The sequence below is a fragment of the Nocardioides ganghwensis genome (genome assembly GCF_014779655.1).
GTDB classification, from domain to species: domain Bacteria; phylum Actinomycetota; class Actinomycetes; order Propionibacteriales; family Nocardioidaceae; genus Nocardioides; species Nocardioides ganghwensis.
Genome location: NZ_JACXYX010000009.1, coordinates 105,727 through 131,986, shown reverse-complemented (window position 1 = coordinate 131,986; position 26,260 = coordinate 105,727). Strand labels below are relative to the sequence as shown.

The following is a 26,260-nucleotide window of genomic DNA, read 5'->3' as shown; positions in this document are numbered from 1 at the left end:
AGCGCCGTGAGCGACCAGCCGCCCCCGCGCGTACGCGTCACCGGCCCACCGCGGCGCCGCGCCCACTCCGTACGCTCCGCCGGCACCCGCGAGATCGACGCGGAGACCGCGCTGGGTGAGGTGTTCATGCGCTCCCTGCTCCGCGAGCAGCTGTTCCTCGCGCTACGGGTCCTCGCGGCGCTGGCCGCGACCGTGGGGATGCTGCCGTTGCTGTTCCACCTGATCCCGGCGCTCGACGACGTGCGGGTCGGGCAGATGCCGCTCTCCTGGCTGCTGCTGGGCGTGCTGACCTATCCCTGGCTGGTGCTGCTCGGCTGGTTCTACATCCGGCGCTCCGAGGCCCACGAGCGCGACTTCGCCGACCTCGTCGGGTCGGTGGACGAGCGGGACCCGGCGGACCCGCGGTGACCACCGACGTCGTGCCGGGCCTCGTGGCCGTCCTGCTCGTGTCGCTGGCCACGCTGGTCATCGGCACCTGGGGCCTGCGGATCTCGCGCACGACGAGCGACTTCTTCGTGGCCTCGCGCACCGTGCGGCCCCGGCTCAACGCGAGCGCGATCGGCGGCGAGTACCTCTCCGCCGCCTCCTTCCTCGGCGTCGCCGGGCTGCTGCTGACCTTCGGCGCGGAGATGCTCTGGTACCCCGTCGGGTGGACCGCGGGCTACCTCGTCCTGCTGGTCCTCGTCGCCGCCCCGCTGCGGCGCTCCGGGGCGTACACGCTCCCCGACTTCGCCGAGGCACGGCTCGGCTCGCGCGGCGTGCGCAAGCTCTGCTCGGTGCTGGTCGTCGGGATCGGTTGGCTCTACCTGCTGCCGCAGTTCCAGGGGGCGGGCGTCACCCTCCGCTCGACCATCGGGGCACCGCCGTGGGCCGGCTCGCTGGTGGTCGCGGTGGTGGTGCTGGCGTCGGTGAGCCCGGGCGGGATGCGCTCGATCACCTTCGTGCAGGCCTTCCAGTACTGGCTCAAGCTCACCGCCCTCCTCATCCCGGTGTTCGTGCTGCTCGCCGTCTGGCTGGCCGACGGCGCGGCCGACCCCACGACCGCCGCGCCGAGCTCGTGGTCGGTCCCGCTCGCCTCGCCGGGCGGGGGCATCGGCCTCTACACGACGTACTCCCTCATCGTCGCGACGTTCCTCGGCACGATGGGGCTGCCGCACGTCGTCGTGCGGTTCTACACCAACCCCGACGGCCGCGCGGCCCGCCGTACGACGCTCGCGGTTCTCGCGCTGCTGGGCATCTTCTACGTCCTGCCGCCGGTGTACGCCGCCCTCGGCCGCATCTACGCACCCGACCTCGTCGAGGGGCGCTCCGACGTGCTGGTGCTCGAGCTGCCGAACCTGATGGTCGGCGGGGCGGTGGGCGCCGTGCTGACCGGGCTCGTGACCGCGGGCGCGTTCGCGGCGTTCCTGTCGACCAGCTCGGGGCTCACCATCGCCGTGGCCGGCGTGCTGTCGCAGGACGTGACGGGGCGGCGGTGGGGGTCCTTCCGCCTCGGCGGGGTCGCGGCCTTCCGCGTGGCCGCTGCGATCGCGGTGGTCGTCCCGCTGCTGATGTCGCTGCCCGCCCAGGACGTCGCGGTCGCGCGGACCGTCGGCCTGGCCTTCGCCGTGACGGCCTCGACGTTCGCCCCGCTGCTGATGCTGGGCATCTGGTGGCGCGGCCTGACGCCTGCGGGTGCCGTCGCCGGTCTGCTGGTCGGAGGGCTGGGGTCGGGCGTCGCCGTCGCCTGGACCCTCGCGACCTCGGCGTCCTCGGGCTGGACGTCGGCCCTGCTCGGGCAGCCGGCCGCGTGGTCCGTGCCGGCGTCGATCGTCACCATGGTCGTGGTCTCACGGCTGACCCGCGCCTCGGTCCCCGCCCACGCGGGGCGGTTCATGGTGCGGCTGCACACGCCCGAGGTGGTCGAGCTCGAGCGGGGCTGACCGGGATCACCTGGTCGTCTGCACCGTCCGCGGCCCCGTCCCGGTCGGGCCGAAAGTGTCGTCCCACCAGTCCGAGGCCCGATTGAGCAGCAGGATCAGGCCGATGAGGACGAGCATGAGCAGCAGCCCCCGCAGCGGGTCTCGCTTCACGTGAGCTCCTCTCCTGCCGTCAGCGGCTCGATTCCCAGACGTTGGCGGGAGCATCGCACCCTGGGCTGGACTGCCACCAACCCAGGCAGTTCGGACCGGTCGCCGCGTGGGCCACGCTCAGCCCAACCGCTCCTGCCGCGAACTGCCTACGTTGGGCCGCCGCTGTGCCGCGCTGACAGGTGCACCATGTCGGCAGTTCACGCGTCCGACCCTCAGGCGCCACGCTCAGTCGGTCGCCGGGAGCTTGCGAACTGCCTGCATGGTGTTCACCCCTGACGGGGCTGTGGCCCGACCCGGTCCGGTCCCCGCCGTCCATGCCCGGCGACGCTCACCCCACCGCCAGCCGGTACCCCCGCTTCACCACCGTGAGCACCGCCTTGGTCCCGATCGCCGCCCGCAGCCGCGCGACCGCCATCTCCACCGCGTGCTCGGACCCGGCCTGGCCGGAGGGCAGCGCAGCCAGGAGGGCGCGCCGCGAGACGACGTGACCGGGGTTGACGAGCAGGGCGAGGAGCACGGACAGCGGCGCGGGTGACAGCTCGACCGGTACGCCGTCGAGGAGCAGCGAGTCGGAGTGCACGATGAGGGTCTGCCCGTCCGCGAGGCGTACGTCGACCCCGTCGCGCCGCGTCGGCAGCTCGGTCTCGAGCTGCTTGACCATCCCGGCGAGGCGCGAGCGCTCGGGGACGATCGTCGGGACGCCCCACATCTCGAAGGCCGCCGCGGTGACCGGTCCCACGCAGGAGGCGACGACGTCGGACTGGAAGGCGGAGACCACGTCGTCGCGGCGACCGACGGAGTACGCCGCCTCCATCAGCGCGCCGACGGCCGGCGCGGAGGTGAAGGTGACGGCGTCGAGCTCGCGGTCGGCGATGAGGTCGATCATGTGGAACATGGGCGACGGGTCGTCCGCCGAGGCGACGCGGTAGATCGGCACTGTGACCACCGAGGCCCCCTGCCGCCGCAGGGCGTGCGCGGCCATCGACAGCGACTGGCCGTGCTCCTGCACGACGATCCGCTTGCCGGTGAGGTCGCGGCCGCGCAGGTGGGCGAGGACGTCCTCGAAGCACTCCGACTCCGGCGCCCACAGCTCGCGCAGCCCGTTGGCTCGCAGCACGCCGACGCTCTTCGGGCCGCGCGCGAGGATCTCCGCGGCGCCGAGCGCGGCGACCAGCTCGTCGTACAGCCCCGCCTCGGACGCCGCCGACAGCCAGGTCTTCATGCCGATGCCCGTGGTCGCCAGGAACAGGTCGACCGGGCCGACCAGCACCTCCTTGGTCGCGGCGAGCAGCTCGGCGAGGTCGACGTGGTTGGGCTCGAGCGACAGCGCCGCGGCCCACTCGACCGTGGCACCGCGACGCTCCAGCAGGGCCACCTGCTCCTCGGCCTTGCGAGCAGCGGTGACCCCGATCCGGAAGCCCTCGAGCGGGCGGGCGCTCACGTGACGCCCCCGACGTGCACGACGCCGTCGACGACCGAGACGGCGTACGCCGGCACCCGCACGCTGTCGTCGTCGAGGCACTGGCCCGTGCGGAGGTCGAAGGCCTGCTTGTACATCGGTGAGCTCACCACGGGAGCGTCGCCGCGGTTGCCCACGATCCCTCGCGAGAGCACCGAGGCCCCGCTGAACGGGTCGACGTTGCCGATCGCGAACACCGAGCCGTCGTACGTCCGGAAGACCGCGACCGCCGCCCCGCCGACGAGCGCCGCCACCCCGCCCTCCAGCGGGATCGCCTCGACGGCGCAGACGGGGGTCATGGAGTCCGGGGTCATGGAGTCCGGGGTCATGGAGTCCGGGGTCATGGCATCGGGAGTGGAGTCGGTGACGGTGCTCATGCGGGCGCTCCGACCGGGATCAGGGCCGGGGCGATGGGCTGGATCTGGTCGCGCTCCGTGGTGAAGGCGATCGACGGGTCGGGGGTGCCGGGCGCGTTCACGAAGGACACGAAGCGCTCGAGCTTGGCCGGGTCCTCCAGCGTCGCGCGCCACTCGTCCTCGTAGCCGCCGACGTGTCGTGCCATCTCGGCCTCCAACTCGGCACCGAGGCCGAGGGAGTCCTCGACGACGACCTCACGCACCCGGTCGAGCCCGCCCTCGAGCTGCTCGATCCAGGTCGACGTGCGCTGGAGCCGGTCGGCGGTGCGGATGTAGTACATGAGGAAGCGGTCGAGGTAGGCCACCAGCGTGGCGGTGTCGAGGTCGCCGGCGAGCAGCCGGGCGTGGGCCGGGGTCGCACCACCGTTGCCGCCGACGTAGAGGTTCCACCCCTTCTCGGTCGCGATGACGCCGAAGTCCTTGCCGCGCGCCTCCGCGCACTCGCGCGCGCACCCGCTGACGCCGCCCTTGAGCTTGTGGGGGCTGCGCAGGCCGCGGTAGCGCAGCTCCAGCGCGATCGCGAGGCCGACCGAGTCCTGGACGCCGTAGCGGCACCAGGTCGAGCCGACGCACGACTTCACGGTGCGCAGCGACTTGCCGTAGGCGTGCCCGGACTCGAAGCCGGCGTCGACGAGCCGCCTCCAGATCACCGGCAGCTGCTCCATCCGGGCACCGAAGAGGTCGATCCGCTGACCGCCGGTGATCTTGGTGTAGAGCCCGAAGTCGCGCGCCACCTCGCCGATGACGATGAGCTTCTCGGGGGTGATCTCGCCGCCGGGGATGCGCGGGACGACGGAGTAGGTGCCGTTGCGCTGGATGTTGCCGAGGTACTTGTCGTTGGTGTCCTGCAGCTCGGCGGTCACGGGCTCCAGGATGTGGGTGCTGGTCTGGCTGGCCAGGATGCTGGCGATCGCGGGCTTGCAGATGTCGCAGCCGCGGCCGGTGCCGTGGGCCTCGACGATGTCGTCGAAGCGCCGGTAGCCGTGCACCGCGACGACGTCGAAGAGCTCCTGCCGGGTGAGCCGGAAGTGCTCGCACAGGCCCTTGTCGACGACCTTGCCGACGCTGGCGAAGTGGTCCTCGATGATGTTCTTGACCGTCGAGACGCACGACCCGCAGGTCGACCCGGCCCGCGTGCACTGCTTGACGTCGGCGACGCTCTCGCAGGCCTCGTCCGTCAGCGCGTGGAGGATGTCGGCCTTCGTCACGTCGTTGCACGAGCAGACCTGCGCCTCGTCGGGCATGCCGATCTGCACGCCGCTGGAGGCCGGGAGGATGAGCTGCTCGGGGTTGTCGGGCAGCGCCATCCCGCTGCTGACCATCGGTCGCAGCACCCCGTACGCCGACGCGTCGCCGACGAGGATCCCGCCGAGGAGCCGGGTCCCGTCCTCGCTCACCACCAGCTTCTTGTAGACGCCGGCCACGGCGTCGGAGTAGGTCAGCTCGAGCGCGCCGTCAGTCGTCGCGAACGCGTCACCGAAGCTCGCCACGTCGACGCCGAGGAGCTTGAGCTTGGTGGACATGTCGGCGCCGGTGAAGGCGCCGGGCCCGTCGAGGAGGGCGTCGACGACGACCTCGGCCATGGTGTAGCCCGGCGCGACCAGGCCGTACATCGTGCCGCCCGGTGCCGCGCACTCGCCGATCGCGAAGATGCGGGGGTCGGCGCTGCGGCACTGCTCGTCGACCAGCACGCCGCCGCGCGGGGCCACCTCGAGGTCGCACTCGCGGGCCAGCGCGTCGCGGGGGCGGATGCCGGCGGAGAACACGACGACCTGCGTCTCAATCACGTCCGTCGGGGCGCCCTCGTCGGTGCCGGCCTGCCTCACACGCAGGCCGGTGACCGCCTCGCCCCCTTCGATCTCCTCGGTGAGGACACCGGTGTGGACCTTCACCCCGAGCTTCTCGATGTGCCGCACGAGCGTGGAGCCCGCGGCGCCGTCGAGCTGGACCGGCATCAGCCGGGGGGCCATCTCGACGACGTGGGTGTCGAGCCCGAGCTGCACGAGCGCGTTGGCCGCCTCCAGGCCGAGGAGCCCGCCGCCGATGACGACACCGCTGGTCGCGCTCTCGCTGGCGGCCTTGATGGCCTCGAGGTCCTCGATCGTGCGGTAGACGAAGCAGCCGTCCTTGCCACGGCCCTCGACCGGCGGGACGAACGGCGCCGCGCCGGTGGCCAGCACCAGGACGTCGTACTCGTGCACGGTGACGGCACCCGGGTTCGACAGCAGGTCGGGCACCGCCGACGGCGGGGAGACGACGGTGACGGTCTGCGCGACCCGGTCGACCTCCGTCACCACGCTGTCGAGGACCAGCCGCACCCGCGGGTCGTCGTACGCACCGCCGGGCAGCAGGGACAGCGCGTCGGAGCCCTGGCCGAACCAGCTGGTGAGGGCGACCCGGTCGTACGCCTCCCGCGGCTCCTCGCCGAAGACCAGGAGGTCGTGGGTCTCGGTGAGACCGCGCTCGACGGCGGCCTGGGCGAACCGGTGGCCCACCATGCCGTGCCCGACGACGACGATCCGCTGACGCTTGCCTGTAGCCATGCCGATGACGGTAGGAAGCGGATGTTGTCTGCGGCTTCCCGGAATGTTTCGGGCGTGAAAACTGGCCGGCACGACCTCACGCCTGCTCGGCCAGCTCCGGGCAGAGGAGCGCCAGCACGCGCAGCTGGTCGCGGGTGACGTACGACGGGTTGCTGCCGGCGTCCACCGGGTCGGTGCGGTAGGTCGGTCGCACGCACCACGACTCCGCGTCGGCGAAGCCGGCCCGCAGGTGCGCCTGCGTCGAGGGTTCCGAGCCGGTGGCCTTGAACAGCCACGCACCGAGCGTGTCGGTGGTGAGGGCACGGGTTCCAGCCACTCCCTGAGGGTGGCACACCGTCGACATGCGGGCTGCTCGGGTGCGAGCGTGGGCGGGTGAGCGAGTGGTTCCTGCCGGAGACGGAGCGGCCCTGGACCAGCGGCAACCTGGTGGTCCCGCGGGTGCACGGCGCCGCCTACTTCGCCCGGCTGGTCGAGCTGGTGGAGGCGACGGGGGCCGGAGACCGGATCTTCTTCACCGACTGGCGCGGCGACTCCGACGAGCGGCTCACCGAGGACGGGCCGACCGTCGCCGAGCTGCTGAGGGCCGCGGCGGCGCGCGACGTCGAGGTGCGGGCCCTGATGTGGCGCTCGCACCCGGGACGCCTCAACAGCGAGGAGAACAGCCACCTCGGCCGGATCATCAACGAGTGCGGCGGCGAGGCGCTCCTCGACGAGCGGGTGCGCAAGGGCGGCTCGCACCACCAGAAGCTGTTCGTCGTGCGCCGCAGGGGCAAGCCCGAGGAGGACGTGGCCTTCGTCGGCGGGATCGACCTCTGCTACAGCCGGCGCGACGACGCCACGCACGCCGGTGACCCGCAGGCGGCGCCGCTCGACGACCACTACGGCGACGCTCCGCCCTGGCACGACGCGATGGCCGAGATCCGCGGGCCGGCGGTCGCCCATGTGCTCGACACCTTCGCCGAGCGGTGGGACGACCCGACGCCGCTCGACCACCGCAACCCGTACCGCGCCGCCGCTCACCGGATCGCCCGGATGCCGCGCCGCCCCGAGCGGCTGCCCGAGCGGTGGGACCCCCCGCCCCCTGCCGGCCGGCACCAGGTCCAGATCCTGCGCACCTACCCGTTCAAGCGGCCCCGCTACCCGTTCGCGCCAGACGGCGAGCGGTCGATCGCGCGGGCGTACTCGCGGGCCTTCGACCGCGCCCGGCGGCTGGTCTACGTGGAGGACCAGTACTTCTGGTCCGACGTCGTCGCCGCGACCCTCGCCGACGCGCTGCGCCGCGAGCCCGGCCTCCAGGTCATCGCCGTCGTGCCGCGCTTCCCCGAGGAGGACGGCAGGGTCGCCGGTCCGCCGATGAAGCACGGGCAGCGCATCGCGTGGGAGCGGCTCAAGGAGGCCGGCGGCGACCGCTTCGCGATGTTCGACCTGCACAACGCCGCGGGCACGCCGGTCTACGTCCACGCCAAGGTGTGCGTGGTCGACGACGAGTGGATGACGATCGGCTCCGACAACCTCAACCTCCGCTCCTGGACCCACGACTCCGAGCTCACGTGCGCCGTCGTCGACCCCGACGGCCTGCTGCCGCGCGACCTCCGAAGATCGCTCTGGGCCGAGCACCTCGGCCTGCCGGAGGACGATGCGCGGCTGACCGACCTCGACGACCCGGTGCGCCTCTGGGCCTCGCGCGTCGGTGTGCCCGGGAGCCGCATCGAGGTGCACGAGCCGCCCCGGCTGGCGCGGCGTACGACGGTGTGGGCGCGGCCCGCCTACCGCCTCGTGTACGACCCGGACGGCCGACCGCGGCGGTTGCGGGGGACGACGGAGTTCTAGCGGAGGGCGGTGATCCGCTCGCCGAAGGAGGTCGGCACCGCCTGCCCCCTTGACAGTGGTCAGTTTAACTGACCATCATGGTCAGAGAAACTGACCACCTTGGGAGCAGTCATGACCCGATCTCCTTCCGTGCGCGTGGCGTGATGGACGTCCTCGCGCAGGCCTGCACCGCCGTGGCGTCCGTCGTGCTGATCGCGGTCTTCCCGCTCGAGGCGTTCCTGGTCGACCGGCCGTGGGTGCAGCGGTTCCTCGGCATCGAGCCGCACGGCATCGCCCACGTGCACCTGTGGTCGTTCTGCATCGGCGCCCGCAACGCGCTGGCCGGCGTCGGCGGGCTGGTCGGGCTCTGGATCGTCAACCGCGGCGACGAGACCGTCGGCACCGCCGTGGTGGTCACCGTGCTGACCTACATGCTGCTGTCGTCGCTCGCGATGGCGGTCGCCGACCTGCTCGGCTACTGGCTCCCTCGCGGCGGGAGCGTCCGCGGGACGGTCGCGTCGTCCGTGCTCCCGGCGGTCGCCCTGGTGTCGCTGGCCCTCTGACCGGGCACGAGGAGCACGCGGCTCACCACGACGAGCCAGGTGGTCGCGAAGACCACGCTGGCGAGGACGTCGGTGAGGTGGTGCGCACCCTGGTAGAGACGCGAGGGGGCGACGACCAGCGGCACCACGAACAGCGGCCAGGTCCAGCGCCGCCACTCCGGCCGCACCCAGGCGACCCAGAGCGCGATGCCGCCGTAGACCAGGATCGCGGTCGCCATGTGGCCGGACGGATAGCTGTGGTCGGGGACCAGGCCCGGGTCGAGGATCTCCACCGGTGGGCGGTCGCGCGGGACGACGTGCGTGACGAGCACGTAGAGCGCGAGGTAGCCGGCGACCAGCACCGTGAAGTAGACGACCGGGCGCCACGAACGCCTCGCCCTCGCGGCGACGAGTGCGACCACGAGCGCCAGGCCCACGCCGACGATCGTGTCCGCGACGTGGCTGCCCGCGGCCGCGGCCGTGTCGAGGCCGGGCGTGCGGTGCGAGGCCAGCCACCGCACGAACCGGTCGTCGGGGGGCTCGACCACGGACGACAACGGCCCGGTGATCAGCCAGCCCAGGGCCAGGGCGGCCGCGACGAGGGCGACCCAGGCGAGGGCCAGGATGCGTGCGGCCGTACGGCGGCTCGGTTCGGTCACGGCCAGAGAGTGCACCGAAACGGGTGCGTCCGTCCTCACCCCTGACGGACAATTCGTCGGAAAAGTGCGTTGGTCCGGCCGCTGTCGGCGCGATCAGTGGTCATCCACGCACCTGAGGAGACCTCGTGACCGGCATCCTGCACCCGACGCCCCCGCTCTGGACGACCGCCCAGCGCGCCCGCCTCGTACGCCTGTGTGCCGCCCTCCTCGGCCCCGCCGCTGCCGAGGACGTGGCCCAGGAGGCGCTGCTCGAGGCCTGGCGCCACCGCGAGCGGCTCGTGGAGCCGGCCGGCGCCGACGCCTGGCTCGGCGCGATCGCGCGCAACGTCTGCCGGCGGTGGCTCCGCGCGAGGGGGGCGGACCGCTCGGTCCCCGCCGACACCCTGCCGGACCGGGGAGTGGCGCTCGACGACGTCCTCGAGCGCGCGGAGGTGGTCGACCTGCTCGAGCGCGCGCTCGGCCGGCTCCCGGGGCCGACAGCCGCGGCGCTGGTCGGCCACTACGTCGACGAGCTGAGCCACGCCGAGATCGCCGCCGGCCTCGGCACGACGACCGATGCGGTCTCGATGCGGATCAGCCGGGGCCGGGCGAGGCTACGGCACCTCCTGGAGACCGAGTACGCCGACGACGCCGCCGGGTGGACCGGCGCCGACGCGGGCTGGCGCACGACCAGGCTGCCGTGCGCCGACTGCGGTCGCACCGGCATGGAGATGCGGCGCGACGACACCGAGGTCGCCTTCCGCTGCCGGCGGTGCGACGGCGGTGGACTCTCCTCCCGACTGCCCCTCGACGCGCCCGCCTTCTCGGCACTGGTCGGGGACGCCCGGCGTCCCACGGCGCTCCAGTCCAGGGTCGCGGCGTGGACGCACTCCTACTGGGCGCACGAGTCGCCGCGCTGCGTGCGCTGCGACCGGCCCGTCACCCCCCGGCGGTACGTCCGCGACACCGCCGAGCCGTGGCCCGTGCGGCGCGGCTGGTTCGTCGAGTGCGCCGCCTGCGGGGAGGCGGTCAACAGCTCCGTCGCCGGCATGGTGCTGGCGCTGCCGGAGGTGCGCGAGGCCCGCCGCCGCGACCCCTCGCTCCGCACCCTGCCGGTGCGCGAGGTCGTGCGCGACGGTCACGAGGCGAAGGTGGTCGCCCTCGGCACCGCCGAGGGCACGCCGCGCGTCGGGGTCGTCGTGCTCGAGCGCACCTTGCGCGTCGTCCACGTCGACGCGCCCGCGAACGGCTAGGCGTGCTCGCCGTCCTGCGACGGCGCGACTTCGGTCTCCTCTGGCTCGCCGGGCTCGTCTCCGTGGCGGGCGACTGGGTGCTGGCGACCGCGCTGCCGTACGTCGTCTACGTCCAGACCGGCTCGGTCCTCGCGACGGCCGGGATGGTCGCCGCCGAGCTCGTCCCGTCCATCGTGCTGAGCTCGTTCGCGGGCGTGTTCGTCGACCGCTGGGACCGCCGCCGCCTGCTCGTGGTGACCAACCTCCTGCAGGCCGCCGTGGTCGCCGCCCTGCTGCTGGTGGCCGACGGCGCGCTCGTGGTCGTCTACGTCGTGGCCGCCGCGCAGTCGGCGCTCGCCGCCTTCTCGCAGCCCGCCGAGTCGGCGCTGCTGCCGAGCCTGGTCGGGGAGGACGAGCTGGTGGCGGCCAACGCGTCGAACGTGCTCAACAACCGTCTGGGCAGGCTGGTCGGCACGCCCCTGGGCGCCGTCCTCCTGGCCACGCTCGGCCTCGAGGCGGTGGTCGTGGTCGACGTCCTGACGTTCCTCCTGGCGGCGGGGCTGGTCGCGCTGATGACCCCGACCGCGGGGTCCCCGGACGACGGTCCCGGACTCGTGGAGGCGGAGTCGGCCCTCGCCCGCTTCTGGGCGGAGTGGCTGGCCGGACTGAGGGTGGTGCGGCAGGACCGGGCGATCGCGGTGCTGTTCGTGGTCTTCGGGCTGATGACCTTCGGCGGCACGATGCTCGACCCGCTCTTCGTCCCGTGGGTCACCGACGTGCTCGGGCAGGGAGTCGGGGCGGTCGCGCTGCTGACGACGACGTCGTCCCTCGCCGGGATCCTCGGCTCGCTCGTGGTGGGCGGCATCGGTCGACGGGCGTCCGCCCGGACCCTGATCGGCTGGGGGTCGCTCGTGGCCGGTCTCGTGCTGCTGCTGCGCTTCAACCTCCCCCACCTGTGGGTGGCGGTCGCGCTGTCGGCGGTCGGAGGCGTCACGGCGGTCGCCTCGTCCGTCGGCGTCGAGACCCTGGCCCAGGAACGCACGCCCGAGCACCTCCGCGGCCGGGTGTTCGGGTCGCTCCAGGCCACGGTGTGGCTGGCCAGCCTGCTCGGCGCGGTCGTCGGCGGCGTGGTCGGCGAGCTGGTCGGCGAGCTGGTCGGCCTGCTGCCGGCCCTCGACCTCGCCTCCGTCCTGGTCGGACTGTCCGGCGTCGTCGTGCTCGCGCTCGTGGGACCCGACCGCGCCGAGGTCACCAGGGCCGGCCGGGGCTCCTCCGCTCGGTGCGCGGCCCCGCGTCGTACTCGAGGGCGCAGAACTGTTCCACGGCGGCCTTCGGGCCCGAGACGATGATCTCGGCACCCTCGCGCAGGACGGTGCTGGGGGTGGCATAGGTGAAGTCCTCGCCGAACGGCTTCACCCCGACCACCGTGATGCCGTACGCCTGCCTGACGCCGTAGCCGCCCAGGCTCCGGCCGATCAGGGCGCGCGGAGGCCGCGTCTTGGCGAAGGCGTAGCCGTCGTCGAACTCGATGTACTCGATCATCCGGCCGGTGACCAGGTGCGCGACGCGCTTGCCCATGTCGTGCTCGGGCCGGACGACGTGGTGGACGCCGATCTGGTTCAGGATGCGCGCGTGCGCCTTGCTGATCGCCTTGGCCCACAGGTTGCGGACGCCGAGCTCGAGGACCACCGACGCCGACAGGATGCTCGCCTCGAGGTTGGTGCCGACGCCCACGACGGCCCGGTCGAACTCCGCCACGCCCAGCTCGCGCATGGCATCGAGGTCGGTCGAGTCGGCCTCCACGACGTGGGTCAGCCGGCCGGCGAGGGAGCGTACGACGCGGGGGTCGGCGTCGACGCCGAGGACCTCGACGCCCTCCTTGGTGAGCTCAAGCGCCAGCGAGCGGCCGAAGCGGCCGAGACCGACCACGACGACGCCCTGCGAGTCGTTCCTAGCCAATGAGGGGCCTTCCTTCGGGGAGTCGGTGCAGGTGCGAGCGGTCGCGCATCGCGAGCGCCGAGACCAGTGTGATGGGTCCGAGACGCCCGACGAACATGAGGACGACGAGGACGAGGTGGGCTGCCGTCGGGAGGTCGGCGGTGATGCCGGTCGAGAGCCCGACGGTGGCGAATGCGGACACCACCTCGAACAGGGCGTCCTCGGTCGACACCGCGGCCAGCTGGAGGACGAGCAGCGTCGAGGCGACCACGGCGCCCACCGCGAGCAGCGCCACGGTCAACGCCTGGCGGACCGCACGCGGGTCGATCCGGCGACCGAAGGCCGTGGCGTCGGACTCCCCGCGCACCTCGGCCAGGATCGCGAAGAACAGCAGGACGAAGGTCGTCACCTTGATGCCACCGGCCGTGCCCGCCGAGCCGCCGCCGATGAACATGAGGATCACCGTGCCCAGCAGCGTGCCCTCGTGCATCTGGCCGTAGTCGAGGCTGTTGAACCCGGCCGTGCGTGGCATCACGGCCTGGAAGAAGCCCGCCAGCAGGCGGTCCGGGGTGCTCAGCGCGCCGAGGGTGGCGGGGTTGTCCCACTCGCTGGCCGTCACGAAGACGGTGCCGAGGACCAGGAGGACGGCCGTGGCGGCGAGCGTCATCCGGGTGTGCATGCTCCAGGCCCACGTCGGGTGGAAGCGGCGGTAGAGCTCGAGCCAGACCGGGAAGCCGAGTCCGCCGGCGATCACGGCGAAGGCGATGGGCAGGCAGATCCACGGGTCGGACACGAACCCCATGAGGCTGTCGCTGTAGAGCGCGAACCCGGCGTTGTTGAAGGCGGAGATCGAGTGGAACACCCCGAGGTAGGCCGCGTGGCCCCACTCCTCGTCGTACCCCCAGGCGAACCGGAGCGTGAGGAGCACCGCCGTCACGGCCTCGAATAGGAGGCTGATCGCCACGACGCCCTTCACCACCGTCCGGACATCACCCAGGCCGGTCGCCTTGGTCTCGGCCGCGGCGCTGAGCCGCGAGCGCAGCCCCAGGCGACGGAAGACCAGCAGCCCGAGGAGCGACGCCAGGGTCATGATCCCGAAGCCCCCGACCTGGATCAGGCCGAGGATGACGACCTCGCCGAAGGTCGACCAGTAGGACGGCGTGTCCACGACGACCAACCCGGTGACGCACACGGCGCTGGTGGAGGTGAAGAGCGCGACGACGAACGGCGCGCCGACCTGCTCGGTCCGCGCCTGCGGCAGCATCAGCAGGGCCGTGCCGGCCAGGACCGCCAGCGCGAAGGCGACCACCACCACCTGCGCGGGGTGCCGCAGCCACGGGCCGCCGTCGCGGCGCAGGGCCCGTACGAGCGAAGCCGTCACAGCCCGAGGCTAGGGCACACCCTCCGGCGAGCCCTACGCGGCAGCCATCTCGGCACGGACCGTGTCGAGCATGCCCTCGCGCAGCGGCCGGGACGTCCAGCCCAGCTCCTTCTCCGCCTTGGTGCCGTCCCCGAAGTAGGTGGCCATGCCGGCGTGGGCGGCGTCGGCGGTCAGGGGTTGCGGGACGGGCACCAGGCGCTCGACGGGCGCCGTCATCGCGGCGAACACCCCGATGAGGCGGTTCGGCAGCAGGATCGGGCCGCGTTTCCGGGCCTCCGTGGCGACCAGCCCCAGGACCTCGCCGTACGCCGCCCGCTCGCCGGCCAGCATGTAGGACTCGCCGACGACCCCCTTCTCCATCGCCAGCACGTGTCCCCGCGCCGCATCGGCGACGTGCACCCACGAGATCGCGCCGTCCCTCGGCCCCAGGACGGGACGTCCCCGGATGATCTGGCGGGTCAGCTGCCCCAGGGTGCTGCCGGTGTCGCCGGGTCCGTAGATCGCGCCCGGCATCACGATGACGAGCGGCAGGCCGCGTGCGGCGTACCCCTGGGCGATCCGGTGCGCCTCCGCCTTGGTCCGGTCGTACTCGTTCGCCCACGGGCCGGAGTGGACGTACGTCTCGTCGTGGACCTGCCCGCCGGTGTCGGAGTTGATCGCGGTCGAGCTCGTGTAGACCGTGCGCACCCCGGCGCGAGAGGCCGCCTCCAGCGCGTTGCGGGTGCCGGTCACGTTGACGCGACGCAGCGTCTCGTGCTCGCGCCTGCCGTGCTTGAACCAACCCGCCACGTGGAAGAAGCCGTCGCTCCCCTCGAGGAGACGGTCGAGCGCAGCGAGGTCGTCGAGGTCCCCGACGACCAGCTCCATCCCCTCGTCGTGCAGGGCGGTGGCCTTGGCGGGGTCGCGCACCAGCGCGACCACGTCGTGTCCCGAGCTGAGCAGCTGGCGGGCGAGCTCCCCGCCGAGGAAGCCGGTGGCTCCGGTCATGGCGTAGCGCATGGAAGCATCATGATCCTCCTCGACGCCCGGCACCGACCCCCGGCGGGACTGGTCTCGACCACCCTTTCGGCGGGCCGGAGGTCCGCCGGCGCGAAGGGTTCGCACCGCGCCCGTCGAGCCCCTCACGCTCCGGTGAGGGCGCCCGCCTCCTCGGCGCCGTGCGCCAGCTCGACCCGCGCGACCTCCGCGAAGGTCCTCCCGGCGGTGAAGGACGTACGCAGGAGCGTCACGTGGGACGGCGACCAGCGCGCACCCTCGTGGGGCGCCTCCCTGCCGGCGATGCCGTCAGGCGCCGCGGCCCCGTCCTCGAGATCGAGCGAGCCCAGCGGGAGCTCGCTGCGGAAGCTGCGTCGGTCGAGGAAGAACCGTTGCAGCCGAGCGACCTCGTTGATGTTGCGGTAGATCTCCCGCAGGGCGTCGACGTCGCCGTCGAGCTGGGCCGTGACCTCGAACGGGTGGGCCTCCGCCACGCGCACCCCGCTCACGCGCAGCACGGGCGCCCGCCACGTGCCGGCCACCGCGTCGAGCGCCCTGGCCAGACCCTCGGCATCGGTCGCGGTGACGTTGCCGAACTTCGCCAGGCGCACGAAGACGGACTCCGGTGCGGCGGGCACCACGGCGACGACGGGCGTGGCGGGAGGCTCGACCGGCCGACGGGCGAGGAGCCGGTCCAGGAGGCGGCGACTCGGCTGTTCGGGGACGGCCGGCGCCGGCGGGAGCAGGTCACCTGCTGCCTCGAGAGCGCCTTGCACCACGCCCGGAGGCGGGACGATCACCGCGTACAGCTGCATCGTTGACCTCCTTCGGTGACGACCGGCGACCGGACGCACCGTCCACGAGAATTCCCTCCACCCTAGGCCTCGCAGGCGGATGTCCGGTCCGCCGCGCGTCGGCCACGGACCAGCCCGGCTCCCAGCCGCACGGTCGTGGTCCGACGTGCGGTCAAGCTGGTCTCGACCACCCTGTCGGCGCCGCCCGGACGGCAGTAGCGTCCGAGGACGGCGACGCTCTGCCGGTGTCGAGTGGGGGAGGTGCCGATGGCGAAGCCCGCCATCCTCGCGGTCGACGACGACGCGGCCGTGGTGGCTGCCGTGGTGAGGGACCTGCGCCAGCGCTACGGCGAGGACTACCGCGTCCTGCGCGCCACGTCCGGACCGGAGGCGCTCGAGGTCCTGGCCGACCAGCTGCTCAAGGACCGGCCCGTCGCCGCGGTCGTCTCCGACCAGCGGATGCCCGGGATGTCCGGCATCGAGGTGCTGCAGGCCGTGCGCCAGCAGTCGCCCGACTCCAAGCTGCTGCTCCTGACGGCGTACGCCGACACCGATGTCGCGATCCGCGCGATCAACGACATCGCGCTGGACTACTACCTGATGAAGCCGTGGGACCCGCCCGAGGACCGGCTCTACCCCGTGCTCGACGACCTCCTGCGCGACTGGGCCAACGACCACCCCGACCGCGACTCCGAGGTGCGGGTCGTGGGACACCGGTGGTCCGAGCGGACGGTCGAGGTCAAGACCTTCCTCACCCACAACCACGTGCCCTACCGCTGGCTCGAGGTCGACGGCGGCGAGCCGGACGGGGAGGCGGCCCGGCTGCTCGAGCTCGCGGGTGCCGGTGTCGACGACGTGCCGGTGGTCGCCCTGCCCGACGGGACGGCGCTCCGCTCCCCCACCACGGTCGAGCTCGCCGACGCGCTGGGCCTGCGCACCCGGGCGGAGCGCCCGCTCTACGACCTGTGCATCGTCGGCGCCGGTCCGGCGGGTCTCGCGGCAGCGGTGTACGCCGCGAGCGAGGGGCTGTCGACGGTGGTCGTCGAGCGGGACGCGCCCGGCGGCCAGGCCGGCCAGAGCGCGTCGATCGAGAACTACCTGGGCTTCCCCAAGGGCCTGTCGGGGGCCGACCTCACCCACCGGGCGGTGGCGCAGGCGGCGCGGTTCGGCGCGGAGATGGTGCTGGCGCGCGACGTCGTCGGCTTCGAGACCCGCGGCCCGGTGCGAGCGGTGCTGCTCGACGGCTCCACCGACATCGAGGCCCGCGCGGTCCTGGTCGCCAGCGGGGTGTCGTACCGCCGGCTCGGCGCACCCGACCTCGACGAGGTGGTCGGTCGCGGCCTCTACTACGGCGCCAGCGCGGGCGAGGCGCCGCAGACGGCCGGTGAGGACGTGTACGTCGTCGGCGCGGCCAACTCGGCCGGGCAGGCCGCGCTCAACTTCGCCCGCTACGCCCGCCGGGTCGTGCTGGTGGTGCGCGGCGACTCGCTGGAGTCGTCGATGTCGCAGTACCTCGTCGGGCGGATCATGACCGCGCCCAACGTCGAGGTGCGGCTGCGGACCGAGGTCGTCGGTGCCCGCGGCGACGGGCACCTCGAGGCGATCTCCCTGTGCGACCGGGGCGCGGGCGCGGTCGAGGAGGTCGAGACCGGCTGGGTCTTCGTCTTCATCGGCGCGGCACCACGCACCGACTGGCTGGGCGACGTCGTCTCCCGCGACGACCGCGGCTTCGTGCTCACCGGGCCGGACCTCCCGGCCGACGGCGGGTGGCCGCTGGAGCGAGGACCGTTCGCCCTGGAGACCAGCGTGCCCGGGGTCTTCGCCGCGGGCGACGTGCGCCGCGACTCGATGAAGCGCGTCGCGTCCGCCGTCGGCGAGGGCGCGATGTCGGTCCACCTCGTCCACCGCTACCTGGCGACGACATGACCCCCGAGCCGACCCCCGACCAGACGCTGGCCGGCGAGCTGCGCGCCGTCCCGATGCTCGACGGCTTCACCGACGCCCAGGTGGCCGAGCTCGCGGCCGCCGGGTGGGAGGAGTCGTACGAGCCGGGGTCCCGCCTCTTCGACGAGGGCCGACCGGCCGACGACTGGTGGGTGCTGCTGTCCGGCCGCATCGACCTCGTCCGCCGGATCGGCCACGAGGAGGCGATCATGGCGACCATGGAGGACGCCGGCCAGTGGGCGGGTGGCTTCCGCGCCTGGGACGAGCACGGCATCTACATGGGCTCGGCGCGGGTGATGGAGCAGAGCAGGGTGTTCCGGCTGCCGGCGTCGGAGCTCCGTCGCATCGGACAGGACTGGTTCCCCTTCGCCGTCCACCTGCTCCGCGGGCTCATCGGCACGGCCCGGCGCATCGAGAGCAACGCCCGCCAGCGCGAGGCGCTCGTCGCGCTCGGCACCCTCGCCGCCGGCCTCGCGCACGAGATCAACAACCCGGCCTCGGCAGCGGTCCGCTCGGTCGGCGCGCTCCAGCAGTCGAGCGACGACGTCTTCGCCTCGCTCCAGCGGCTCGCCGGGGTGGGGATCTCGGCGCCCCAGTTCGTCGCCCTCGACGAGCTCCGCCGCTCGATCGACCCCGCCGCGGCGCCGACCGGCGTCGCCCTCGCCGACCTCGAGGAGCAGCTCACCGACTGGCTCGAGGAGCACGGCGTCGATCGTGGATGGGTGATCGCGCCGGCCCTCGCCGGCGCCGGGGTCGCGCCCGAGTGGCTCGACCACGCCGCCTCGTCCCTGCCGGGCGCCGCGCTCCAGGCCGGGCTCGAGTGGGTGGCGAGCTCGGTGACGACGTCGGCGCTCATCGCGGAGGCGCAGAACGCCACCCGGCGCATCTCCGACCTCGTCTCCGCCGTGAAGTCCTACTCCCAGGTCGACCGCGCCGCCGTCCAGGCCGTTCGCGTCGTCGACGGACTGGAGAGCACGCTGATCATGCTCGGCCACAAGCTGCGCGACGGCGTGACCGTCGTGCGGGAGTACGACGACTCGGTGCCGACCGTGACCGCGAACCCGGGCGAGCTCAACCAGGTCTGGACGAACCTCGTCGACAACGCCGTCGACGCCATGGACGGGGCCGGCACGCTCACCGTGCGGACGTACGCCGACGCGCACCACGTGGTCGTCGAGATCGGCGACACCGGTCCGGGGATGAGCGAGGAGGTCGCCGCCCACGCCTTCGAGCCGTTCTTCACGACCAAGGAGGTCGGCCGGGGGACGGGCCTGGGCCTCGACATCTCCCGGCGGATCGTGGTCGAGCGGCACAGCGGCGCCCTCGAGGTGGACTCCGCGCCCGGCCGGACCGTGGTCCGGGTGCGGCTGCCGCTCGACGCATCGGCCTGACGCCGGCCGACGTACGCCCGGGTCACGGCCTCCGCGTGTGCAGACGGACGTGGGTGCCGGTCGGGTTGCTGCCGACGTCGACGGCGGAGACGAGCTGGCGGGCGAGCCAGAGCCCGTAGCCGTGGTCTGCCGGCTGCGCTGGCGGGACCACCCCGGACAGCACGTCCACGGGCGGGCCGCCGCCGTCCTGAACGTGGCAGACCCACATCCCGTCCTCGTCGTAGAGGTGCACCAGTGCCGGGGGCGAACCGTGCAGCAGCGCGTTGGTCAGCACCTCGGTGAGGGCCAGCACCACGTCGGCGACCACGTCGGCGTCCAGACCGATCTCGGCACCGCGTGCCCGGACCGACCGGCGCACCAGCGCGACGTCGGAGTGCTGGGTGCAGTCGAGGGTCGTGGACCCCACGGGCGGGACGGCCACCGCGGACAGGTCCGTGAGCATCGCGAGCGGGTCCTGGAAGCCGGGGTTGGCCGCCACCGATCCGCCCCGGCGCATCCCGCCGTGGGAGTGCACCGCGATGTCGAGCAGGTCGCTCGGGAGCGCGGTGTCGTAGGGGCACAGCAGGTCGACGGGGTGCTCGGCGAAGACGAGGTTGATGGCGGACTCGAGCCGGCGGTAATCGACCAGCTCGGCCGGGGTCCGTCGCCCGAATCGCTGCTCGGCGATCACGCACGAGCGCACGTCGGGGGCTGCGGCGGCGAAGTCGAGCAGCACGCGGTAGGCGTTCCACTGCGGCGCGTAGGCGATCGAGTCGTCGACGAAGGTCACCTCGTCGGCGTCGTTGCCCAGCTCGGACCGGAGCAGCTCGGTCCGCGACGGTGGCGCCATGACGAGGGTGCGGTGGCCCCGTTCGAGCCCGTCCCGGAGGAACCCGCCGGCCTCCGCGGCGTAGTCGCGGTCGGTCCCGTAGAACATGCTCGTGTGGGTGGCGGACGGGCTCATGGCTCCAGCCTCAATCTGTCGTGCCCGAGTCCGGTGGCGTCCAGGATGCGGCGTACGACGGCGGGCACCTGCGCGAGGACGAGGTATCCGCTGTCGGGCAGTGCGGCGGCGATCGAGCGGAGGCGCGCGACGGTGCCGACGTCGGCGAACGTCAACCCGGCCAGGTCCAGGCGCAGGCGCGGCACCACGGCGGCCCGAGACTGGACCATCCGGTGGAGGAGGTCGCGGTTGGAGACGTCGACCTCCCCGGTGACCCGCAGCCCCCACGGCTCGTCGACGGCGAGGAAGGTGGCGATCGGCGGCACGTCGAGGTCGGGGGCCAGGCCGTCGTGCTCCGACGCGAGGGCCGCGCCCTGCCCCTCGACGAGCGCGCCGGCGTCGTAGAGGCAGACCGAGCTGACCTCGAGCTCGCGCTGCAGGCCGCCCGCCATCCGCTCCCACTCCACGACCTCGTCGAACGAGCCCAGCAGGTCGGCCAGCGGATCCATCCGGGCCGCCACCCGCAGCCCCGGGAAGCCTCGCTTGCGCGCCAGTCCGGCCGCGGCGCGGAAGCCGTCCGCGACGGTCGCGAGGTCCTCGGGCCTCGACGAGCCGTAGGCGTCGCCGAACGAGCTCGTCATCAGCTGGCCGGTCCCGACCGCCTGCCGCGCGTCCAGGTTCCCGGGGAGCACCCGGAGGAGCTCGCCGACCTCCTGCTCGGAGGCGATGTAGAGCACCTGGTCGCCGGCCGCCAGGCCCTGGGCGACGAACGTCGCGGCGACCCGGTCGAGCCGTGCGCTGCCCTGCTCCAGCGCGCACAGGTGCGTGCCTGGCTCCATCGAGCCGAGGTCGGAAGGCGCGCGGTGCGTCCCGAGAATCATCCGCTCACTGTAGGCGGGGACCGGACCCCGGAGTCCACACTTTCACCGCAGGTTCTCGGGTCCGGCCCACCCGGGAGGCGGGGACCGGCGACCGACTCGCCGAGATCTGGGTACTGGGCGCAGGTGACCGAGCGGCGCCCCACCCGCGTACGTGACGACGGGGGCCGCACCAGACTCCGACCGGAGGCCCGATGCCACAGCACGACCAGTCCACCCAGCTGATCCTCGTCCGCCACGGCCAGTCGGAGGGCAACGTCGCCGCCGAGGCCGCTCAACGCGACGGCCTCGAGCGCATCGACGTACCCGCACGTGACCCCGACGTCACCCTGTCGGAGACCGGCCGCGAGCAGGCGGCTGCGATCGGTCGCTGGCTGTCCGCGCTGCCCGCGGACCAGCGGCCCGAAGTGGTGTGGAGCAGTCCCTACCGGCGCGCCCGCGAGACCGCCGAGGTCGCCCTCGAGGTCGCCGGCCTGGACCTCGACCAGCGCGTCGACGAGCGACTGCGCGATCGCGACATGGGCGTCACCGACATGCTGACGGCAGCCGGTATCCGGGCGGCGTACCCCGAGGAGGCCGAGCGACGCGACTGGCTCGGGAAGTTCTACTACCGCCCGCTCGGCGGAGAGTCCTGGGCAGACGTGGCCCTGCGCGTCCGCGCCGTGCTGACCGACCTGGCCACCACCGAGCACCAGCGGGTCCTGGTCACCGGGCACGACGTCGTGCTGCTGCTCTTCTGCTACGTGGCCGAGGGGCTCGACGAGGAGCAGGTGCTCGCCCGCGCACGCGACAACGCGCTCGGCAACGCTGCCATCTGTCGTCTCCGGAGCAACCCGGACTCCGCCACCGGCTGGGACGTGACGGACTACAACGTCGACGAGCACCTCAGGGAGGACGACGTGCAGGTGACGGACGAGCCGGGTGCCGACGCCGAGGTGGAGGACGACGATGCCTGACGCCCGTGACGAGGCCACGACCGGGGGAAGCCCCGACTCACCGCGGGTGGTGACCGCGGACCTGCTGCGCTCCTGGCCGCTGCCCGAGCCGGCAGGAACCAAGTACGCACGTGGCCAGGTGCTGGTGGTCGGGGGCTCCTGCACGACGCCGGGCGCGGCCATCCTCGCCGGCACGGCAGCGCTGCGGATGGGTGCGGGCCGGCTGACCGTGGCGACGGCAGAGGGGGTGGCGACGCAGCTGGCCGTGGCCCTGCCCGTCTGCGGCACCCTCCCCCTTCCCCAGGACGAGCGGGGTTCCGTCACCGGCGAACGGGTCGCCACGCTGCTCGAGGACGAGGTCGGGCGGGCGGACGCGGTCCTCGTCGGTCCGGGACTCCTGGGCGGCGACGGAACCGTGCGCCTGCTGGCGGAGATCGCCGGCGTGCTACCCGACGACCTCCCCGTCGTGCTGGACGCCGCGGCCGCCACCGCCCTGCCCGACCTCGACCGCGAGTCGGCCCAGGCGTTGGGTGGACGCCTGGTCCTGGCCCCCAACACCCGCGAGCTCGCTCGCCTCCTCGACGTGGACGAGGTCGACGAGGAGGACCTCGCCCGGGCCACGGCCCGGGTCTCCACACGGTTCGACGCCGTGGTCACCTGTGGTTCCTGGGTCGCGGCGGACGGCGGCCTGTGGCACGTCTCGACGGGCGACACCGGCCTGGGCACCTCCGGCAGCGGGGACGTGCTCTCCGGGGCGCTGGTGGGGCTGGTCGGCCGCGGGGCGAGCCCCGTGCAGGCGACGGTCTGGGCCACCCACGTCCACGCGGCGGCCGGCGACGTGCTGGCGGCTCGGTGGGGCCGTATCGGCTACCTCGCCGACGAGATCACGGCCGAGCTCCCGCACGTGCTGCGGTCGCTCGGTGGGGACTGAGACTGCTGCGGGTCACCGGCCCACCGACAGCCGGCGACCGGCGTCTCGGCCCCTGCCCTACCGTGTCGGCATGAAGGCTTTGGTCCTGGAGAACATCCACCCGACGGCCGAGGAGGTCCTGAGGTCCCGAGGCTACGAGGTGGAGGTGCGCTCAGGAGCCTTGCCCGAGGCTGAGCTGATCGAGTCGCTCGACGGCGTCCAGCTGCTCGGGATCCGATCCAACACGACGGTGACCAGACGGGTCCTGGAGGCGGCTCCGGCCCTCGAGGCGATCGGCTGCTTCTGCATCGGCACCAACCAGGTCGACCTGCTCGCGGCCGCGGAGCAGGGCGTCGGTGTGTTCAATGCGCCGTACTCCAACACGCGGAGCGTGGTCGAGCTGGTGATCGGCGAGATCATCGCGCTGGCCCGACGGCTGCCCGAGAAGACGCAACGGATGCACGACGGCGTGTGGGACAAGTCAGCACGGGGCAGCCACGAGGTACGGGGCCGGACGCTGGGGATCGTGGGCTACGGCAACATCGGCACCCAGCTGTCGAACGTCGCCGAGGCGCTCGGGATGCGGGTGATCTTCTACGACAAGGCGGATCGTCCGGCCCACGGCAACGCGCGCCGGATGGCGTCGCTCGCGGAGCTGCTCGAGAGCGCCGACGTGGTCAGCCTCCATGTCGACGGCCGGCCCGGGAACGCAGGCCTCTTCGGTGCCGAGGAGTTCGCGGCCATGAAGCCACGGTCCCTGTTCATCAATGCCTCGCGCGGCATGGTGGTGGACTACGACTCGTTGCGCAGCCATGTGGTGTCCGGCCACGTCGCAGGTGCGGCGGTCGACGTGTTCCCGGTCGAGCCGAAGGCGCAGGGCGACGCGTTCGAGTCGGTGCTGCGCGGGCTCGACAACGTCATCCTGACCCCTCACGTCGGCGGGTCGACCCAGGAGGCGCAGGAGGAGATCGGATGGTTCGTGGCGGAGAAGCTCGCCGGTTTCACGCTCCACGGGAGCACGGCGCTGTCGGTCAACCTCCCGCAGGTCCTCCCGCCCTCCCTGGACGAAGGGCACCGGCTGGGCTTCCTCCACCACAACGTTCCCGGCGTGCTGGCCAGGCTCAACGCGGTGTTCGCGGACGCCGGCGACAACGTGATCGGTCAGCACCTGTCGACCCGGGACCACCTCGGCTACGTGATCACCGACGCGTCGGAGCCCCTGTCCGCCGAGGCCATCGACGACCTGCGGCGCTCCGAGCACTGCGTGTGGGCGCGCACCTGGTGACGCAGGTCGTTCCGCCGGGCTGAGGACACGCTGCCGCTGGCACTTGCCTCGCGCGATCGATCGGGTGAACAGTGAGCGGACACTCGCACCGTCGTACCGAGGGGGAGGAGTCGTCGCGGTGAGCAAGGAGGCCGGTGGCAGTGTGAGCCAGGGCCCTCCGGTCGCGACCCGGCCGGAGGCGATCCGCAACGTCCTGGTCGTGGGTGCGGCGGGTGGGGGGAAGACCACCCTCGTCGAACGGCTGCTGGTCGAGGCCGGTGTGCTGAACCGGGCCGGGAGCACCGAGGACGGCACCACGGTGTGCGACTTCGACGAGATCGAGCACCGTCAGCGGCGCTCAGTCGCGCTCGCCCTCGCACCGCTGGTGCACGACGGCGTGAAGGTGAACCTGCTGGACGCGCCCGGGTACGTCGACTTCGTCGGCGAGGTGCGGGCAGGCCTGCGGGCTGCGGACTGTGCTCTCTTCGCCATCGCCGCGAACGAGGGCGTCGACGAGCCGACGCGGGCGCTCTGGCGCGAGTGCGCCGACGTGGCCATGCCCCGCGTGGTCGTCATCACGAAGCTCGACCACGCCCGCGCCGACGTCGACGGCGTGGTGGCCCAGGCGCGCAGCGCCTTCGGCGACCGGGTGCTGCCGGTCCACCTGCACGAAGGCGGTCGTCTCGTCGGTCTGCTCACCGACGACCACGGGCACGCGGAGCAGCGGGCGGCGCTCGTCGAGGGCATCATCGAGGAGTCCGAGGACGAGACCCTGATGGAGCGCTACCTGGGCGGCGAGCAGGTCGACCCCGACCTGCTCGTCCGAGACCTCGAGCTCGCAGTCGCTCGGGGATCGCTGCACCCGGTCGTCCCCGTCGACGCGATGAGCGGTGTGGGAGCCAGGGAGCTGCTCGACCTCATCGTGTCCGCCTTCCCCTCACCGCTCGAGCACCGGACGCCGCCGGTCTACACCCCCGCTGGCGGGCCGGGCCCGGAGATCGAGTGCGACCCGTCCGGTCCGCTGGTCGCGGAGGTGGTCAAGACGACCACCGATCCCTACCTGGGGCGGGTCAGCCTGGTCCGGGTGTTCTCCGGGACCCTGCTGCCGGACGCAAGCGTCCACGTGTCGGGGCACCGCTCGGCCTGGGCTCCCGACGACGACACGGCGTCGAGCCATCCGGACCACGACGAGGTGGAGCGGATCGGGACCCTCTCGGTGCCGTTGGGCAACACCCATCGACCGGCTCCGGCCGTGATTGCGGGCGACATCTGCGCCATCGGCCGGTTGAGGCGGGCCGAGACCAGCGACACCCTCGCCCCGGTCGACACGCCGCTGGTGCTGCAGCCGTGGCAGATGCCCGACCCCTCGTTGCCCGTGGCGATCCAGGTCCTCACCAGAAGCGACGAGGACAAGCTCGGACCGGGACTTCAGCGCCTTGCTGCCGAGGACCCCACCCTGCGCGTCGAGCACCACCCCGAGACCCACCAGGTCGTGCTGTGGACGATGGGCGAGGCCCACGCCGACGTGCTGCTCGACCGACTTGCGCACCGCTACGGCGTGGCCGTCGAGGAGGTCGAGCTCCTCGTGCCGCTGCGGGAGACCTTCGCGCGGCCCGCCACCGGGCACGGGCGGCACGTCAAGCAGAGCGGAGGGCACGGCCAGTACGCCGTGTGCTCCATCGAGGTCGAACCTCTGCCGCAGGGCAGCGGCTTCGAGTTCGTCGACCGCGTCGTCGGCGGTGCGGTCCCCCGGCAGTTCATCCCCTCGGTCGAGAAGGGCGTCCGGTCGCAGATGAGTCGCGGGGTCGACACGGGGCACCCGATGGTCGACCTCCGGGTGACCCTGACCGACGGCAAGGCCCACAGCGTCGATTCCTCCGACATGGCGTTCCAGACGGCCGGCGGGCTGGCGCTGCGCGACGCTGCGACGCGTGGGGGGACGTGCCTCCTCGAGCCGGTCGACGAGGTGGAGGTGCTGGTCGACGACTCCCTGGTCGGCACGGTCATGGGCGACCTGTCCGCGCGACGGGGAAGGGTCCTCGGCAGCGAGCCCGCCGACCGCCCCGGCATGGTGGTGGTCAGGGCGCACGTGCCACAGCTCGAGCTGCGCCGCTACTCCGTCGAGCTGCGCTCACTGACCCACGGGTCCGCGTCCTTCACGCGCGCGTTCGCCCACTACGAGCGGGCTCCGGACGGGATCGCCTGATCCCTCTCCCG

24 protein-coding genes are annotated in these 26,260 nt (G+C 73.0%); 12 read left to right on the top strand and 12 right to left on the bottom strand.

The window, feature by feature from the left end; all coding sequences use genetic code 11:
- Positions 1–6 precede the first annotated feature (6 nt).
- Together IEZ24_RS12600 and IEZ24_RS12595 are read left to right on the top strand one after the other, a co-directional pair.
- Entirely contained in the window at positions 7–408 is a 402-nt protein-coding gene (locus IEZ24_RS12600; protein WP_129454198.1) for a hypothetical protein, read from the top strand.
- Complete coding sequence (locus tag IEZ24_RS12595) at positions 405–1,922, top strand: sodium/solute symporter (protein WP_129454197.1); 1,518 nt, start codon at positions 405–407, stop codon at positions 1,920–1,922. The genes IEZ24_RS12600 and IEZ24_RS12595 overlap by 4 nt, the downstream gene beginning before the upstream one ends.
- A 6-nt stretch (positions 1,923–1,928) precedes the next feature.
- Here IEZ24_RS12595 and IEZ24_RS12590 read toward each other — a convergent pair whose 3' ends face one another.
- The 5 genes from IEZ24_RS12590 to IEZ24_RS12570 form a co-directional block, all read right to left on the bottom strand.
- Positions 1,929–2,072: a hypothetical protein gene (locus IEZ24_RS12590; protein WP_165356022.1), complete on the bottom strand. Its 144-nt coding sequence runs from the start codon at positions 2,070–2,072 to the stop codon at positions 1,929–1,931.
- A 328-nt stretch (positions 2,073–2,400) separates the two neighbouring features.
- Positions 2,401–3,513 carry a uroporphyrinogen-III synthase gene (locus tag IEZ24_RS12585; protein ID WP_129454196.1) on the bottom strand — a complete coding sequence of 371 codons (1,113 nt, stop codon included), beginning with the start codon at positions 3,511–3,513 and terminating at the stop codon, positions 2,401–2,403.
- Positions 3,510–3,908 (bottom strand): nitrite reductase small subunit NirD, encoded by a 399-nt coding sequence (nirD, locus tag IEZ24_RS12580; protein ID WP_318151921.1) that lies wholly within the window; start codon positions 3,906–3,908, stop codon positions 3,510–3,512. Before nirD ends, IEZ24_RS12585 begins: the two co-directional genes overlap by 4 nt.
- Entirely contained in the window at positions 3,905–6,490 is a 2,586-nt protein-coding gene (nirB, locus tag IEZ24_RS12575) for a nitrite reductase large subunit NirB (protein ID WP_129454195.1), read from the bottom strand. The genes nirD and nirB overlap by 4 nt, the downstream gene beginning before the upstream one ends.
- A 76-nt stretch (positions 6,491–6,566) precedes the next feature.
- Positions 6,567–6,806: a hypothetical protein gene (locus IEZ24_RS12570; protein ID WP_129454194.1), complete on the bottom strand. Its 240-nt coding sequence runs from the start codon at positions 6,804–6,806 to the stop codon at positions 6,567–6,569.
- Between the two features lie 56 nt (positions 6,807–6,862).
- Between IEZ24_RS12570 and IEZ24_RS12565 the strand changes: the two genes are divergently transcribed.
- A complete protein-coding gene (locus IEZ24_RS12565; RefSeq protein WP_242498416.1) occupies positions 6,863–8,320 on the top strand; it encodes a phospholipase D family protein in 1,458 nt (485 codons plus the stop codon).
- A gap of 143 nt (positions 8,321–8,463) precedes the next feature.
- Positions 8,464–8,862 (top strand): DUF1304 family protein, encoded by a 399-nt coding sequence (locus IEZ24_RS12560; protein WP_129454193.1) that lies wholly within the window; start codon positions 8,464–8,466, stop codon positions 8,860–8,862.
- On the opposite strand, the gene IEZ24_RS12555 is transcribed toward IEZ24_RS12560, so the two are convergent.
- Complete coding sequence (locus IEZ24_RS12555) at positions 8,775–9,500, bottom strand: phosphatase PAP2 family protein (RefSeq protein WP_129454192.1); 726 nt, start codon at positions 9,498–9,500, stop codon at positions 8,775–8,777. The genes IEZ24_RS12560 and IEZ24_RS12555 overlap by 88 nt on opposite strands.
- Before the next feature lie 125 nt (positions 9,501–9,625).
- Here IEZ24_RS12555 and IEZ24_RS12550 point away from each other — a divergent pair, with 125 nt between their 5' ends.
- Together IEZ24_RS12550 and IEZ24_RS12545 are read left to right on the top strand one after the other, a co-directional pair.
- The gene (locus IEZ24_RS12550; RefSeq protein WP_129454191.1) at positions 9,626–10,732 is read left to right on the top strand and encodes an RNA polymerase sigma factor; all 1,107 of its coding nucleotides are present in this window, start codon (positions 9,626–9,628) and stop codon (positions 10,730–10,732) included.
- A gap of 2 nt (positions 10,733–10,734) precedes the next feature.
- A complete protein-coding gene (locus IEZ24_RS12545; protein ID WP_165356021.1) occupies positions 10,735–12,060 on the top strand; it encodes an MFS transporter in 1,326 nt (441 codons plus the stop codon).
- Here IEZ24_RS12545 and IEZ24_RS12540 read toward each other — a convergent pair.
- From IEZ24_RS12540 to IEZ24_RS12525, 4 genes are all read right to left on the bottom strand, one after another.
- Entirely contained in the window at positions 11,960–12,670 is a 711-nt protein-coding gene (locus tag IEZ24_RS12540; protein WP_129454190.1) for a potassium channel family protein, read from the bottom strand. The genes IEZ24_RS12545 and IEZ24_RS12540 overlap by 101 nt on opposite strands.
- Positions 12,663–14,030 (bottom strand): TrkH family potassium uptake protein, encoded by a 1,368-nt coding sequence (locus IEZ24_RS12535; protein WP_242498415.1) that lies wholly within the window; start codon positions 14,028–14,030, stop codon positions 12,663–12,665. The genes IEZ24_RS12540 and IEZ24_RS12535 overlap by 8 nt, the downstream gene beginning before the upstream one ends.
- Positions 14,031–14,063: 33 nt before the next feature.
- Positions 14,064–15,029: an NAD-dependent epimerase/dehydratase family protein gene (locus IEZ24_RS12530; protein WP_129454189.1), complete on the bottom strand. Its 966-nt coding sequence runs from the start codon at positions 15,027–15,029 to the stop codon at positions 14,064–14,066.
- Between the two features lie 122 nt (positions 15,030–15,151).
- Positions 15,152–15,820, bottom strand: coding sequence for a hypothetical protein (locus IEZ24_RS12525; protein WP_129454188.1), 669 nt, complete (start codon positions 15,818–15,820; stop codon positions 15,152–15,154).
- A 246-nt stretch (positions 15,821–16,066) separates the two neighbouring features.
- On the opposite strand from IEZ24_RS12525, the gene IEZ24_RS12520 reads away from it, so the two are divergent.
- Both IEZ24_RS12520 and IEZ24_RS12515 read left to right on the top strand, forming a co-directional pair.
- Positions 16,067–17,725 carry an FAD-dependent oxidoreductase gene (locus tag IEZ24_RS12520; RefSeq protein ID WP_129454187.1) on the top strand — a complete coding sequence of 553 codons (1,659 nt, stop codon included), beginning with the start codon at positions 16,067–16,069 and terminating at the stop codon, positions 17,723–17,725.
- A complete protein-coding gene (locus IEZ24_RS12515; RefSeq protein WP_129454186.1) occupies positions 17,722–19,134 on the top strand; it encodes an ATP-binding protein in 1,413 nt (470 codons plus the stop codon). The genes IEZ24_RS12520 and IEZ24_RS12515 overlap by 4 nt, the downstream gene beginning before the upstream one ends.
- Before the next feature lie 22 nt (positions 19,135–19,156).
- Here the strand turns inward: IEZ24_RS12515 and IEZ24_RS12510 are convergent, their stop codons facing one another.
- Both IEZ24_RS12510 and IEZ24_RS12505 read right to left on the bottom strand, forming a co-directional pair.
- Positions 19,157–20,077, bottom strand: a complete 921-nt coding sequence (locus tag IEZ24_RS12510; RefSeq protein ID WP_129454185.1) for a sensor histidine kinase — start codon at positions 20,075–20,077, stop codon at positions 19,157–19,159.
- On the bottom strand, positions 20,074–20,937 hold the full coding sequence (locus tag IEZ24_RS12505; RefSeq protein WP_129454184.1) for an MEDS domain-containing protein: 864 nt from the start codon (positions 20,935–20,937) through the stop codon (positions 20,074–20,076). Before IEZ24_RS12505 ends, IEZ24_RS12510 begins: the two co-directional genes overlap by 4 nt.
- A gap of 191 nt (positions 20,938–21,128) precedes the next feature.
- Here IEZ24_RS12505 and IEZ24_RS12500 point away from each other — a divergent pair, with 191 nt between their 5' ends.
- The 4 genes from IEZ24_RS12500 (at position 21,129) to IEZ24_RS12485 (ending at position 26,249) form a co-directional block, all read left to right on the top strand.
- On the top strand, positions 21,129–21,890 hold the full coding sequence (locus tag IEZ24_RS12500; protein WP_129454183.1) for a histidine phosphatase family protein: 762 nt from the start codon (positions 21,129–21,131) through the stop codon (positions 21,888–21,890).
- Positions 21,883–22,800: an NAD(P)H-hydrate dehydratase gene (locus tag IEZ24_RS12495; protein WP_129454182.1), complete on the top strand. Its 918-nt coding sequence runs from the start codon at positions 21,883–21,885 to the stop codon at positions 22,798–22,800. The genes IEZ24_RS12500 and IEZ24_RS12495 overlap by 8 nt, the downstream gene beginning before the upstream one ends.
- Positions 22,801–22,870: 70 nt before the next feature.
- Complete coding sequence (gene serA, locus IEZ24_RS12490; protein ID WP_129454181.1) at positions 22,871–24,064, top strand: phosphoglycerate dehydrogenase; 1,194 nt, start codon at positions 22,871–22,873, stop codon at positions 24,062–24,064.
- A gap of 118 nt (positions 24,065–24,182) precedes the next feature.
- Positions 24,183–26,249 carry an elongation factor G-like protein EF-G2 gene (locus tag IEZ24_RS12485; protein ID WP_129454180.1) on the top strand — a complete coding sequence of 689 codons (2,067 nt, stop codon included), beginning with the start codon at positions 24,183–24,185 and terminating at the stop codon, positions 26,247–26,249.
- The last annotated feature ends 11 nt before the right edge of the window (positions 26,250–26,260 follow it).